Origin of the sequence: Streptosporangium sp. NPDC000396, assembly GCF_042898655.1 — a bacterium.
Taxonomy (GTDB): domain Bacteria; phylum Actinomycetota; class Actinomycetes; order Streptosporangiales; family Streptosporangiaceae; genus Streptosporangium.
Window position 1 is genome coordinate 18,233 of record NZ_JBIAZA010000051.1, and the last position, 12,579, is coordinate 30,811.

The following is a 12,579-nucleotide window of genomic DNA, read 5'->3' on the forward strand; positions in this document are numbered from 1 at the left end:
GGCCGCGCTTGCGCTTCCGAGCCCCGTTCATCGATCCCTACCACTGTTGTTCTCCCCGTCCTCATCATCGGCGGCCCGCCCGCGCCGCCATCCCGACTGGAGCGAGTTCAGCAACGCCCGCGCCTCTTCGGGCGACCGCTCCGCGGGCCCGGACGCCGGCTGGGGCTCCTGCCGCTGCAACTGCGGCGACAGGTTCGCCTGACGCACCCGGCGAGGCAGCCCTCCGTTTCCACGCCGCACCGGCGCCTTCCACAGATCGGCCGGGACCGGAACCGCGGAGTCCGCGAATCCGGCGGGCTCCGAGACCTCCCGCAGCACCGGCTCCGCGGGCTTGGGCACCTCCCGCAGCACCGGCTCGACCGGCTCGGGGTCTCCCAGCAGGGATTCCGGAAGCAGGATGACCACCCCGGTCCCGCCGTACGGCGAGGCCCGCAGCGCCACGCTGACCCCGTATCGCGCGGCCAGCAGGCCGACCACCGCGAAGCCCAGCCGGTCGGTCTCGGCCGGGTCGAACTCCGGTGGGCTGGCCAGGCGCTCGTTGATCGCGGTGCGCTTCTCCGGGGTCAGGCCGAGCCCTCTGTCCTCGATCTCGACCGTGAAACCCCGGCCCACGAGCTCGCCCCGGACCGACACCTCGCCCCCGGGCGGGGAGAAGACCGTGGCGTTCTCGATGATCTCGGCGAACAGGTGCATCATGTCCGCCACCGCGTCGCCGACCAGGGTGGTTCCGGCCATCGGGTAGATCCGTACCCGGGCGTAGTCTTCGACCTGGGCCGCGGCGCCGCGCAGCACGTCCTCCATCAGGACCGACGAGCGCCACTTACGGCCCGCCGCTCCGCCGGAGAGGATCACCAGGCCCTCGGCGTGACGGCGCATGCGGGTGGTGAGGTGGTCGAGCTGGAACAGCTTCCCCAGCGCCTCCGCGTCCTCCGTCTGCTTCTGCATCCCGTCGAGCAGCTTCAGCTGGCGCTGCAGCAGCGACTGGCTCCGCCGGGCGAGGTTGCGGAAGGACTGGGCGACGGCGTCGCGCAGTTTGGCCTGCTCCACGGCGGCGTCCACGGCACGGTACTGGACGCTGTCGAAGGCGGCGGCCACGGCGTGGACCTCGGCCGTGCTGCCCATCGGCGTCAGCGAGGGCGCCTCGCCCTCCACGTCCACCGTCTCGCCCCGGCGCAGCTTCTCCATGACCCTCGGCAGCCGCACCTCCGCCAGCTCCGCGGCGGCCCGCCGTACGCCGGCGAGCTCGTGGGTGAGCCCTCGGCCCACCCGGTAGGAGACCAGCACCGACGCGACGACCGCCAGGAGCCCGAGCACGCCCGCGATCCCGGCCTTGGCGAAGGTCTCGAAGGCCGCGGGCGTCGCCCGCTCGGACAGGGCGGTCCCGATCGTCACTATGGATCTCTGGTAGGCCGCCTCCAGCTCGTTGCTCGCGGCCCGCCAGTCGGTGAACGACACGACGGAGCCCTTCAGCACGCGCTCCTCCAGGTCGGTGAACCTGGAGTACAGCCGCGAGGTGGACAGCTCGTTGAAGGACTCGCGCAGATCCGGATCCAGCTCCGGCAGACCCTGCTCCATGAGGAAGGCCCGCTTGATGGAGAGCTGCGCGAACAGCTCGATCTCGGCCTCCGACAGCGGGCGGGCGAGTGAGAGCGGTCCGGCCGCGAGCGCCCGCTGCCGGCTGAGGAAGTCCTTGGCGTAGATGATCAGGGTGAGGCCGCGCGACTGCCGGTAGAGCGGCAGGTCGTTGTTGAGGCTCATGCTGTTGAAGAGCCGATGCAGGGCCTCGGGCACCAGGGCGAACTCTTTGGTGAGCGTGACCGGCCCGATCCGGTTGTTGTCGACCCTGGCCCGGACCGTGTCGAGCGCGTTCACGTGGCTCATCAGCTCGTCGAAGCGGACCCGCACCTCTTCGGTCATGGCCGACTGGGCCGCGTCGGAGGTGGTCGCCTCGCGGAAGTGCCTGCGGGCCTGGTCGGTCACCGCGCGCTGCCCGGTGAGGGTGGCGCGGTCGGCCTCCGAACGGCTGGCCAGATATTCGGCCGACAGCAGGTGCTCGCGCTGGATCGCGTTGCTCAGGTCGTCACCGGGACCGCCGAAGGAGTCGTACAGCGTGGTGACGGCGAGCAGGCTCATCGAGTCGCCGACCGTGACGGTCGCCGCGAAGCCCCACAGCGCGACCAGCGAGGTCAACGGGATCGCCACCAGCACTGAGATCTTGAACCGGATGGACTTGCTCGATGCCATGTCACCTCAACGGTTCGGTCTCGGAGCGCCGGAGTGGAGACCTCCGGACGATCTCAGATCGCCGACGAGGATAGCACTGACTACTCCTGTTATTCGTATCCTATTTGTGACCTGTCAGGAAAGAGTCATGAGATGTGACAAGTCTGCCCAGAGCGGCACGTGAGACACGGCTGGCGTCCCGCGTCCAGGTCAGCTGTGCCAGCCGTACGGCCAGCACCCCGATCAGCGCGACCTCCGCGCCCAGCAGCGCCCGCTCGACCAGGCCGATCAGCACCCGGTCGCCCGGAAGCGCCACGTAGGTGATCGCCAGCAGCCCGAACCCGCCGACCAGCGCCAGCCACTCCACCGGCCTGGCCACCACCCGCCACCGCTCGTCCTCGCTGAAGCGCGCCACCATCAGCGCGCCCGCCGCGGGCATGGCGACGAACGCGGCGACCGACACGTAGCGGTGCACCTGGGCGGTCAGGTCCAGCGCCAGCCCGGGGGCGGTGGTCGGCACGATCGCGATCACGATCAGCGCCGCGCTCCACACCAGCATCAGCCGCTCCGCCGCCGCGCCCACCGGCGCCTTGACCGCCCGCAATCCCACGACCAGGGCGAAGGACGCGATTCCCAGGCAGGCCATGGCGAACTCGGTGGCTCCCCCGCGATCCAGCGCCGCGTACTCGCTGATCGTCAGATTGAGCGGGTCCAGATACGGATCCGGGTCGATCTGGCCGACGACCGCGGCCACGACGGCCATCGCGATCCCGGCACAGGCGACCAGCGGGTAGAGCCTTCTCAGCGCGAGCATGCGCCAAGACTGCCCGCCGAGCCGTCCCCGACACATCCGGCGGTACCCCTGGCCCGACCCTGACCGATCCCTGAGAACCCGGCCACCCGGCGTCCGTGAGCACCGCCTCGCGGCTTCAGGGCGGCGAGCCGGTCCCGGCCACGAGCGTCATCCGCGGACTCCGAGGAGGTGCTCCAGGGCGAGCTGGTTCAGGCGGGAGAAGTGGAAGCCGCGTGCGGCGGCCTCCTCCAGGTCGAAGTCGTCGCGGGCCAGGTCGGCCGGTGTCTCGCCGGGGGCCAGCGTGGGCTCGGCCAGCTCGGCTACCCTGCTCGCGGCCAGCGCCTCGGCGACCTCCGGATCGGCGCGGTAGGCCTTGGCCTTCTCCTTCAGGATCAGGTAGGTGCGCATGTTGGCGGTGGCCGAGACCCAGACGTCCTCGGCGTCCTCGGTGCGCGGCGGTTTGTAGTCGAAGTGCCGGGGGCCGTCGTAGCCGCCGTTCTCCAGCAGGTCCACCAGGAAGAACGAGCCGATCACATCACCGTGGCCGAAGACGAGGTCCTGGTCGTATCTCGGACCGTGCTGGCCGTTGAGGTCGATGTGGAACAGCTTGCCGTGCCAGAGCGCCTGCGCGACGCCGTGCGCGAAGTTGAGCCCGGACATCTCCTCGTGGCCGACCTCCGGGTTGAGACCGACCCGCTCGGGATGCTCCAGCTCGTTGATGAAGGCCAGGGCGTGACCGATGGTCGGCAGCAGGATGTCGCCACGCGGCTCGTTCGGCTTGGGCTCGATGGCGAACCTGATGTCGTATCCCCGGTCGATCACATAGGAGGTCAGCAGGTCCATGGCCTCCTTGTAGCGGTCGAGCGCGGCCCTGACGTCCTTGGCGGCCCCGGACTCGGCGCCCTCGCGGCCGCCCCAGCAGACGTAGGTGGCGGCGCCGAGCTCGGCGGCCAGGTCGAGGTTGCGGATCACCTTGCGAAGGGCGTGGCGGCGGATGTCACGGTCGTTGCTCGTGAACGCGCCGTCCTTGAAGACCGGGTGGGTGAACAGGTTGGTGGTGGCCATCGGGACCTTCATCCCGGTCTCGGCCAGTGCCTTCCTGAACCGCTCGACGGCCCTGTCACGGTCGTGCTCGACGGCCAGCAGGTCGTCGTCGTGGAAGCTGACGCCGTAGGCGCCGAGCTCGGCGAGCCGGTGGACGCTCTCCACCGGATCCAGCGGGGGCCGGGTCGCGTCCCCGAAGGGGTCGCGGGCCTGCCAGCCCACGGTCCACAGCCCGAAGGTGAAACGGTCTTCGGGATTGGGGATGTAGTCGCTCATCTGCGATTCTCCAATTTAATCCACGTTATGGACTTAACGTGGACAGGGATGGTGGGATCGTCAAGGAGTGGGGGGTTCCATGACGCAGCCCGTACGCCACGATTCGATGCGCGCCCGCAACCTCGGCGTGGTCCTCGGCGAGGTCCACCGGAACGGGCCGATCACCCGGGCGGCGCTGGCCGAGATCACCGGGCTGACCAAGACCACGGTGTCCAAGATGGTCGGCGACCTGCTCGACGCGGGCATGGTCGCGGAGTCGGATGCGCTCAGGGACGGCGAGCGCGGGCGTCCGGGAAGGGCGGTCAGCCTCAGCGGGGGCCGGGTCGCGGCGCTCGGCCTGGAGGTCAGCGTCGCCTACCTGTCCGTCTGCGTCGTGGATCTCACGCTCGCAGTACGGGTCAGTCATACACAGGCTGTGGACAACCAGGTCGCCTCTCCTGTGGAAACTCTTGCTCACCTGCAGAAACTTGCCCACAGGGCTGTGGATGAAGCACGTTCGGCCGGGCTTGTCATCGCCGGATCCGCCCTCGCCGTCCCCGGCCCCGTGACCGGCGGGCTGTTCTGCACCGCCCCGAACCTCGGCTGGAGCAACGTCCGCGTCGGCGACCTGCTGAACTTCCCCGTGACCGTGGAGAACGAGGCGAATCTCGCCGCGCTGGGCGAGCTCTGGTTCGGCTCCGGTCCCCTCGACTTCCTTCGCGTGTCCGGAGAGATCGGCATCGGCGCCGGCCTGGTGATCGACGGCAGGCTGTTCCGCGGCGCCCACGGCTTCGCCGGGGAGCTGGGCCATATGATCGTCTCTCCCGACGGCCCCGCCTGCCGCTGCGGCGGGCAGGGATGCCTGGAGCAGTACGCGGACCAGAAGGCCCTCCTGCGAGCCGCCGGCCTGGCTCGGATGCCCGATCTCCTGACGCACCTCCAGGCGGGCGAGAAACGCGCGCTACGCGCCTGCGAGCGCGCCGGGCAGGCGCTCGGCATCGTCCTCACCTCGGCGGTCCACCTGATGGACCCCGGGACGATCGTGCTGGGCGGGATCTTCGCCCCGCTGTTCCCCTGGGTCCACGCCCCGGCTCGCGAGACGATGACCGCCCGGCTGGCCAGGATGCGCCGCGCCGTCCCCGAGCTCACGGTCTCCCGGCTCGGCGTCGACGCCGCGACCCTGGGCGCCGCCGGGCAGGTCATCCACCGGATCATCGCCGATCCGGGGACCTACGTGACTACAACCCAGACGGGTCTCGCCCCACGCTGATCTCCTCGGCGATCCGCCGGAGCCCGTCGTCGTCCAGGCCCGGCACGTCGACCAGCCGCCCGCGAAGTGCGGCGACCACCTGGGGCATGTCCGCGCCGGCGTATGCCACCGCGATCTCGTGGACGATCCGGAAGAGCATGCGATTCGCCTCGTGCTCGGTGTTCGCCTGGATCAGAGAAGCCTCCGCCATGTCCGCATCCCCCTGTTGAGTCGAATTGGTCGGGGGAAACGGTACGACGAACAACCGGCGGTCGGCTTCACGGCCCGCTGGGAAAGATCCTTCTTCCCGGGGCCCCGAGGCTTCCCGGGGCCTTCCGAGGCTCCCGAGGCTTCCCGCGAGCCTCCCGAGGGCTTCCCGAGACGGGGAGGCCGCCTTCGCGGGACTCAGGGGGCGCCCTTCCTGAGCACCGCCGTGCAGATCTCGGTGAGCTGTCGGACCTGCTCGGGGTCGAGCAGGTCGAACAGGCTCCGCCGTACGGCCTCGACATGTCCGGGCGCCGCCGTGGCGAGCGCCGCGAACCCCTCGTCGGTGAGCACCGCCCAGCTCACGCGCTTGTCGGCCGCGCACGGCTCGCGCCGCACCCAGCCGCGCTCCTCCAGCCGGGCCACCGCGTGGGAGAGCCGGCTCTGCGAGGAGCCGACCTCCACCGCGAGCTCGCTCATCCGCATCATGCGGCCCGGCGCCTCCGACAGCTTCACCAGCGTCGCGTAGTAGGCGTGCGGCATGCCGGAATCGCGTTGCAGCTGCCGGTCCAGCTCCTCGTGGACGAGCTGCGTGGCTCCCATGAACGCACGCCATGCACGCTGCTCGTCATCGTCCAGCCATCGCGTCACGGACACAGCTTACTTGAACTCTCAAGTATTCGAGGATAGAGTACTTGAGAGTTCAAGTTTTATGGAGGAAGCATGCCGATCCAGCGCCTCAACCACGCGGTCCTGTTCGTGCGCGACGTCGAGCGCAGCGTCGCCTTCTACCGGGAGGCCCTCGGCTTCAAGGTCGTCATGGGCATGCGGGGCGCGGCCTTCCTACAGGCCTCCGGCTCCAGCAACGACCACGACCTCGGCCTGTTCGAGATCGGCGCCCAGGCCGGCCCCTCCGGCGCCGGGCGCTCCACCGTCGGGCTCTATCACCTGGCCTGGGAGATCGACACGCTGGAGGAGCTGGAGCGGATCGCGCTCAAGCTCGGCGAGCTGAACGCCCTGGTCGGCGCCTCCGACCACTCCACCACCAAGGCCCTGTACGCCAAGGACCCCGACGGTCTGGAGTTCGAGGTGTCCTGGCTGGTCCCGGCCGACCTGATCACCGAGGAGGTGCTGGGCGGGCGCGGCGACATCAAGCCCCTCGACATCGCCAAGGAGAAGGAGCGGTACGGCGCGCGGACCCGGGGCGGCGTGGGCGTGTCGATCCCCGCCTGACCGTCCCGGCCACATGGGGGCCTCCACCCCGGCCGGAATGAGCCAGACGATTTCCGCCCACGAAAGTCACGATCCGGTAAAGTGGGAGAAAAGGATCACGAGGAGGCGCCGTGGCGGAAGAGAAGCGCGAGAAGTGGCGACACCTTCCAGAGCGGATCACGTTCGACCAGATGACGACCGCACAACCCGTCGAAAACGCTCCAAGTCCCCGGACGGGCCCCGACCCGGAGTTCCACCGGCTAATGCTGTACGGAACGGGAGGCTGACGACTCGGCGGGGGCCCGGCGCCGGTCACCTCGTCCACGGCCGCCCTCCGGCTTTCCCCGTCCTCGGGAGACGGCCACGCCGGCGAGGCACAGCAGGCCGCCGACGAGGGTCAGCCAGCCCGGAACCTCCCCGAGGAGCGCCCAGGCCATCACGACCACCAGGGCCGGAACGACGTAGGTCGTGGCGCCCATCTTCCCGGCGGTGGTGCGGGCGAGCGCGTACGCCCAGGTGGTGAACGCCAGGGCCGTCGGAAAGACGCCCAGGTAGACGACGTTCAACACCGCCGGCAGCGGGGCGCTCGCGACCTGGGTCACCAGCTGGCCCGCGAACGGCAGGCAGGCCGCCGTGCCGACGAAGCAGCCGAAGGTGGTGACCTGCAACGCCGAGGCGTGCCGCAGCGCGGGCTTCTGGCAGACCACACCACCGGCGTAGGTGACGGCGGCGAGCAGGCACAGCAGGACGCCGACGACCGACGCCCGGCCCCCGTCGGACATGGAGACCCCCACCACGACGGCGCCGGCGAACGAGACCGCCATCCCGGCCAGCAACCGGGGCGCGAACCCCTCCTTGAGCAGCCAGCCGCCGAGGAGCGCGATGAGCACCGGGCCGATGTTGACGACCATCGCGGCGGTGCCCGCGTCCACCTCCTGCTCTCCCCAGTTCAGGGCCACCATGTAGAGGCCGAACCACAGGATCCCCGAGCCCAGGATGCCGGGCCACGCGGCACGTGGCGGCAGCCCTTCACGTCGCACCAGCCAGATGAGCCCGAGAACGACCGAGCCCGCCAGCAGCCGGCCCAGGGCCAGGGCTCCGGGGGCGAAATACTGCGCGGCGCTGCGGATGGCGACGAACGCGGAAGCCCACAGCAGCACCGTGACGGCCGCCGCCGCGAGCGCCCGACGGTCGGCACGGGCCTCTGAAGTGGTGGTCTGTTCCATATTCGAACCTTAGGACCTCAATAGTTCGCCATGCACCGAAATATCCGGCTTGCGAACCGCCCATCCGGTCTCCGGGCCGACCCGTCCGGCCTCTGCGCCGGACCGTCCGGCCTCCGGCCGCACGGCTGATGGGGTGAGACTTTTAGCGGGATTTAGGTTGATTCGCGGATTCACCCGGCCGGGGAGGGTAGCGCCGACTCCAAGCGAGGACGCGCAACCTTTGGAGACCTCGATGAGTGAGTTTCCTACCGGAGTGGGGCCGCATCGGCGACAGGAAGACATGTGGCGGGCCGAGGCCACCGCCGGAGAAGAGGCGGCCACCGGCCGCGTGCCGGAGAGCGAGACGGCGCCCGAGAGCCCGGCCGAGCTGCCCAAAAGGTCATGGTGGAGCGTGCTCAAACGGACGGCCAAGGAGTTTCAGGACGACAACCTCACCGACTGGGCCGCCGCCCTCACCTACTACGCGATGCTGTCGATCTTTCCCGCGCTGCTGGCCGTGATCTCGGTGCTCGGCCTGTTCGGCCAGTCGGCCACCCAGTCCCTCATCGACAACCTGGGCGCCGTCGCCCCCGGGCCCGCCCGGCAGACCCTCGATGCCGCGCTCCAGGCCCTGCAGAGCAGCCAGCGTGCCGCCGGAATCGCGGCGATCCTGGGTATCGCCGTCGCGCTCTGGTCGGCCTCCGGTTACGTCGGAGCGTTCATGCGGGCCGCCAACATCGTGTACGAGATGCCCGAGGGCCGGCCCATCTGGAAGACCCTGCCGCTGCGCCTGGCCATCACCGCCGTCCTGGTGATCCTGGCGGCGATCGGCTCGGTCGCGGTCGTGTTCACCGGCGGGCTCGCCGAGCGGGCCGGGAGGCTCCTCGGGGTCGGCGATACGGCGATCACGATCTGGGGCATCGTCAAATGGCCAATCCTGGTGATCATGGTGATCCTGGTCCTGGCCCTGCTGTACTGGGCCGCCCCCAACGTCGAGCATCCCGGGTTCCGCTGGATCACCCCCGGCAGCACGCTCGCCGTCCTCCTGTGGATCGCCGCCTCCGCCGTTTTCGGGTTCTACGTGGCCAACTTCGGCTCCTACAGCAAGACCTACGCGGCCCTCGCCGGGGTGGTCGTCTTCCTGATCTGGTTGTGGATCTCCAACATCGCCGTCCTGCTCGGGGTCGAGTTCGACGCCGAACTCGCCCGCGAGCGTGCCGTACGGGAAGGCCGGCCGGCCGACGAGGAGCCCTACGTCGAACCCCGCGACACCCGGAAGTTCGACGAGGAGAAGAAGTAGGCGGTGCCACCTGCCGCCGCAGGGCGCCGGGCGCCTTCCTGGGCGTCCGCTCACGCTGTCATCAGGAGCCGAACTCGCGCTGCACCCGCTGCTCGATCTCCTGTTTCTTCGGCAGGTAGACGGCGTAGAAGTCCTTGCCGCACTCCAGGTCGTCGAGCGCGGTCTTGATCTCCTTCACGAGGTACGGCCGGAGCTGTTCGGGGGCGAGATGAGACAGGTCTTCGTGTCTTTTCCCCCGACCGAGCTTCTTCGCCTCCAGGAAGATCGCCTCCGCCCTTTGTTTGCTGACGGCCATCACGGTCGGCTTGAGGGAGGTCACCGGATATCCCTTGGCCTTGAGGCAGTCGCCGAAGGGCGCCGCCAGTTCCACGAGCCGGGGATCGCCGTCGAGCTCCCGCCCCATCACCTGATCGAGCTTTTTGAAGCGCTGGTTGTCCAGATCCAGTTGCGAGGTCACCTTCTTGTGCACCACCTCCTGCGCGGCCTTGACGGTGCAGTCCTTCTGAGCGTTGTCATAGGCGTTGATCTGAGTCAGGTTGAGCGCGTCCTGGATCCGTTCGTTGGGATCGACGGGGAACATCTCCCTGGTTATGTCGCCCGCCTGCGGGTCGCCGGGGTAGATGAAGCGGGCAAAGACCTTGAAGCCATATTTCGCACGGAGCTCCTTCATCGCCGCGTAGTCGCCTTGCTCCGCCCTCCGCTCCGTCTCGGACTGCTTCTGCCGCGGCATGACGAACGGGACGTAGGTGAAGCCCTTCTGCTTCATGCAGTCGGCCTTGATCCTCTCCATCCGCCACGCGTTCTGCGCGACGTCGCCTTGAGTTCGAGTGGGCGCCGCGACCGGCGCGGACGCGGGTTCCGAGCCGCATGCCGTGAGCACGGCCAGCGAGAGCGCGACGACAACGGCGGATCTTGCGAACATGGATGGCACTCCTGTGAGAAGGCAGGGAAAAGAGGGCGCGCGTCGCGGTCGACGTCGCCTGGTGTCAGGAACCGATGTCAGGAGAAGGCCGGTGAGGAGGGTGCTCGCACTGGCCGCGCCGGCCGTACGGCGCGGCGGGAAAGCCGCCCGCTCTCCCTGTCAGATGGTCTCGCCGAACTCCGCCCGCACCCGCAGCCGGATCTCCTGCTTCTTGGGCGCGTAGACGGCGTAGAAGTCCTTGCCGCACTCCAGGTCGTCGAGCGCGGCCTTGATCTCCTTCACGAGGTACGGCCGGGCCTGGTCAGGTTTGAGATTGGGCAAGTTGCTGTTCTCGCTCGGACCGAACTTTTCTTTCATAGCCTTCCGTTCATCGCGGAACGCCTCCTGCCCGCGGTCCTCCATCGCGGTCGGCTTGAGGGAGGTCACCGGGTAGCCCTTGGCCTTGAGGCAGTCGCCGAAGGACACCGCCAGTTCCACGAGCCGGGGATCGCCGTCGAGCTCCCGCTCCTCGATCTGCTCCGATCTCTCGTGGAGCTGTGTGACCAGTTCAAAGAGCGAGGACACCTTCTTGTGCAGCACCTTCTGCATGCCTTTGGCGAAGCAGGCATCCTCCGCTTCCTGGTAGGCCTCGAGCTGGGTGTCGTTGAGGGCGGTCCGATAGCGGTCGTTGGGATCGGGGGCGATCGCTTCCCTGACGAAGGCGCCCGACGCCGGGTCGTTGGGATAGACGTGGGCGGCGAAGACCCGGAAGCCGTACTTCGCACGGAACTCCTTCATCGCCGCGTAGTCGCCTTGCTCCGCCCTCCGCTCCGTCTCGGACTCCTTCTCCGGCGGCTGGACGAACGGGGTGTAGGTGAAGCCCTTCTGCTTCATGCAGTCGGCCTTGATCCTTTCCACCTGCCGCGCGGCCTGCGACGCCTTGTTCGGGGTGGGGGCCGCGGCCGGTCGCGGGGCGGGCGCGGGTTCCGAGCCGCATGCCGTGAGCACGGCCAGCGAGAGCGCGACGACAACGGTAGATCTTGCGAACATGGGTGTCGCTCCTGTGAGAAGGCAGGGAAAGGAGGGCGCGCGTCGCGGGTCGACGTCGCCTGGTGTCAGACCGGTTTTGTCAGGAACCGGTGTCAGGAAAAGTTCAGTGGAGGGCGTGCCTGCGCCGGCCGTACGGCACGATCGCGGCGAACAGGGTGAGGAAGGCGAGGAGGGCCCAGTAGGCCTCGTCCTGAACGGAAAGCTCGGAAAGGTTCTCGGCGAACGGGACCGACGCCGCGAGCAGGTAGATCGCCGAGGCCAGCGCCCAGCGGAGGTCGCGCGCCAGGTGACCGGCCCACACGGCCGTGCCGAGCAGCGCGCCCTCCACGAGGATCCTGGTCAGTGGCAGGGCCGCTCCCTCCGTGTAGCCCATCCATTCCGGGTCGGCCGCCGCGACCAGCGGAACCGCCAGCAGCCAGCACCACGATCGCGGGCGGCCGGGCCGCCCGCGGGCGGCCAGGGCCAGCAGGCCGGTGAAGGCGAGCGCATGACCGACGACCGCACTGAAGAGCCCGCCGGTGGAGTAGAGGGCACTGGTGACGAGGAAGTCGGGAAAGACCGGCAGGAGGGTGTGGTCCAGCAGGGGCGTGGCCGTGGCCAGGGCGCCGGCCTTGACACCGGTGATCAGCACGAGCGGGAGCGCCGGCCGTACCCACCCGCGCAGCACGGCGATCACGGCGAGCGCGGACAGCGCCACCCACAGCGGCAGGAGACGCGCGTACGGCACCAGCACCGCCAGGTTGGCGATGGTCAGGGCCGTGACCCCCAGATGCATCCCTTCGACCCAGGCGGGTTCCCGGCCCCCGCGCGTCACTCGGGTGCGCACCCCTCCAGCGAGCAGTCCGGCCGCCTCCTTGAGCGACGGCAGCGAGCTACCGGGTTCGGCGGTGTCGAGCAGAAGGTCGAGGAGCTCGTCACCGTGAGCGGACCGGTATTCGCGGGGGTAGGCCAGAAGCAGCCGGCGGTAGCGCCGTTCGAGGACCGTCATGAGCAGGACGCTCTCAGGACGCGCCCCCGGAAGAGCTCGGCGACGCCCTTCAAGATCACATGCCCGTGGCACGGACCGCCCAGGAACACGGCCAGGATGAAATGCATCGGCTCGCCGGCCTCTGATGATCCTCTCGGCATGACGAGGACCATACT

The 12,579-nt window shown here is 69.3% G+C and carries 12 protein-coding genes; 3 read left to right on the forward strand and 9 right to left on the reverse strand.

Features of this window, described 5'->3' with window-relative positions:
- Positions 1–27 precede the first annotated feature (27 nt).
- The 3 genes from ACFY2X_RS45095 to xylA all read right to left on the reverse strand — a co-directional run bounded on the left by ACFY2X_RS45095 (position 28) and on the right by xylA (position 4,336).
- Positions 28–2,244 (reverse strand): nitrate- and nitrite sensing domain-containing protein, encoded by a 2,217-nt coding sequence (locus ACFY2X_RS45095; protein WP_389950959.1) that lies wholly within the window; start codon positions 2,242–2,244, stop codon positions 28–30.
- A 100-nt stretch (positions 2,245–2,344) separates the two neighbouring features.
- Positions 2,345–3,037 carry a DUF998 domain-containing protein gene (locus ACFY2X_RS45100; protein WP_389950962.1) on the reverse strand — a complete coding sequence of 231 codons (693 nt, stop codon included), beginning with the start codon at positions 3,035–3,037 and terminating at the stop codon, positions 2,345–2,347.
- A gap of 147 nt (positions 3,038–3,184) precedes the next feature.
- Positions 3,185–4,336, reverse strand: coding sequence for a xylose isomerase (xylA, locus tag ACFY2X_RS45105; protein WP_389950964.1), 1,152 nt, complete (start codon positions 4,334–4,336; stop codon positions 3,185–3,187).
- A gap of 79 nt (positions 4,337–4,415) precedes the next feature.
- Between xylA and ACFY2X_RS45110 the strand changes: the two genes are divergently transcribed.
- Entirely contained in the window at positions 4,416–5,585 is a 1,170-nt protein-coding gene (locus ACFY2X_RS45110) for an ROK family protein (RefSeq protein ID WP_389950966.1), read from the forward strand.
- On the opposite strand, the gene ACFY2X_RS45115 is transcribed toward ACFY2X_RS45110, so the two are convergent.
- Together ACFY2X_RS45115 and ACFY2X_RS45120 are read right to left on the reverse strand one after the other, a co-directional pair.
- Positions 5,554–5,775, reverse strand: a complete 222-nt coding sequence (locus ACFY2X_RS45115; RefSeq protein WP_389950968.1) for a hypothetical protein — start codon at positions 5,773–5,775, stop codon at positions 5,554–5,556. The genes ACFY2X_RS45110 and ACFY2X_RS45115 overlap by 32 nt on opposite strands.
- A 194-nt stretch (positions 5,776–5,969) precedes the next feature.
- Positions 5,970–6,419, reverse strand: coding sequence for a MarR family winged helix-turn-helix transcriptional regulator (locus tag ACFY2X_RS45120; RefSeq protein WP_389950970.1), 450 nt, complete (start codon positions 6,417–6,419; stop codon positions 5,970–5,972).
- A gap of 72 nt (positions 6,420–6,491) precedes the next feature.
- On the opposite strand from ACFY2X_RS45120, the gene ACFY2X_RS45125 reads away from it, so the two are divergent.
- Entirely contained in the window at positions 6,492–7,001 is a 510-nt protein-coding gene (locus ACFY2X_RS45125) for a VOC family protein (protein WP_389950972.1), read from the forward strand.
- A gap of 239 nt (positions 7,002–7,240) precedes the next feature.
- On the opposite strand, the gene ACFY2X_RS45130 is transcribed toward ACFY2X_RS45125, so the two are convergent.
- The gene (locus ACFY2X_RS45130) at positions 7,241–8,206 is read right to left on the reverse strand and encodes a DMT family transporter (protein ID WP_389950975.1); all 966 of its coding nucleotides are present in this window, start codon (positions 8,204–8,206) and stop codon (positions 7,241–7,243) included.
- A gap of 232 nt (positions 8,207–8,438) precedes the next feature.
- On the opposite strand from ACFY2X_RS45130, the gene ACFY2X_RS45135 reads away from it, so the two are divergent.
- The gene (locus tag ACFY2X_RS45135) at positions 8,439–9,485 is read left to right on the forward strand and encodes a YihY/virulence factor BrkB family protein (protein WP_389950978.1); all 1,047 of its coding nucleotides are present in this window, start codon (positions 8,439–8,441) and stop codon (positions 9,483–9,485) included.
- Between the two features lie 61 nt (positions 9,486–9,546).
- Here ACFY2X_RS45135 and ACFY2X_RS45140 read toward each other — a convergent pair whose 3' ends face one another.
- From ACFY2X_RS45140 to ACFY2X_RS45150, 3 genes are all read right to left on the reverse strand, one after another.
- On the reverse strand, positions 9,547–10,407 hold the full coding sequence (locus ACFY2X_RS45140; RefSeq protein ID WP_389950981.1) for a hypothetical protein: 861 nt from the start codon (positions 10,405–10,407) through the stop codon (positions 9,547–9,549).
- 159 nt (positions 10,408–10,566) lie between these two features.
- Positions 10,567–11,436: a hypothetical protein gene (locus ACFY2X_RS45145; RefSeq protein ID WP_389950984.1), complete on the reverse strand. Its 870-nt coding sequence runs from the start codon at positions 11,434–11,436 to the stop codon at positions 10,567–10,569.
- A gap of 103 nt (positions 11,437–11,539) precedes the next feature.
- On the reverse strand, positions 11,540–12,424 hold the full coding sequence (locus tag ACFY2X_RS45150; RefSeq protein ID WP_389950986.1) for a hypothetical protein: 885 nt from the start codon (positions 12,422–12,424) through the stop codon (positions 11,540–11,542).
- Between the last annotated feature and the right edge of the window lie 155 nt (positions 12,425–12,579).

Coding starts and splice junctions, on each gene's coding strand:
- ACFY2X_RS45095 (WP_389950959.1), bottom strand. CDS start 2,244: ATGGCATCGAGCAAGTCCATCCGGTTCAAGATCTCAGTGCTGGTGGCG.
- ACFY2X_RS45100 (WP_389950962.1), bottom strand. CDS start 3,037: ATGCTCGCGCTGAGAAGGCTCTACCCGCTGGTCGCCTGTGCCGGGATC.
- xylA (WP_389950964.1), bottom strand. CDS start 4,336: ATGAGCGACTACATCCCCAATCCCGAAGACCGTTTCACCTTCGGGCTG.
- ACFY2X_RS45110 (WP_389950966.1), top strand. CDS start 4,416: ATGACGCAGCCCGTACGCCACGATTCGATGCGCGCCCGCAACCTCGGC.
- ACFY2X_RS45115 (WP_389950968.1), bottom strand. CDS start 5,775: ATGGCGGAGGCTTCTCTGATCCAGGCGAACACCGAGCACGAGGCGAAT.
- ACFY2X_RS45125 (WP_389950972.1), top strand. CDS start 6,492: ATGCCGATCCAGCGCCTCAACCACGCGGTCCTGTTCGTGCGCGACGTC.
- ACFY2X_RS45130 (WP_389950975.1), bottom strand. CDS start 8,206: ATGGAACAGACCACCACTTCAGAGGCCCGTGCCGACCGTCGGGCGCTC.
- ACFY2X_RS45135 (WP_389950978.1), top strand. CDS start 8,439: ATGAGTGAGTTTCCTACCGGAGTGGGGCCGCATCGGCGACAGGAAGAC.
- ACFY2X_RS45140 (WP_389950981.1), bottom strand. CDS start 10,407: ATGTTCGCAAGATCCGCCGTTGTCGTCGCGCTCTCGCTGGCCGTGCTC.
- ACFY2X_RS45145 (WP_389950984.1), bottom strand. CDS start 11,436: ATGTTCGCAAGATCTACCGTTGTCGTCGCGCTCTCGCTGGCCGTGCTC.
- ACFY2X_RS45150 (WP_389950986.1), bottom strand. CDS start 12,424: ATGACGGTCCTCGAACGGCGCTACCGCCGGCTGCTTCTGGCCTACCCC.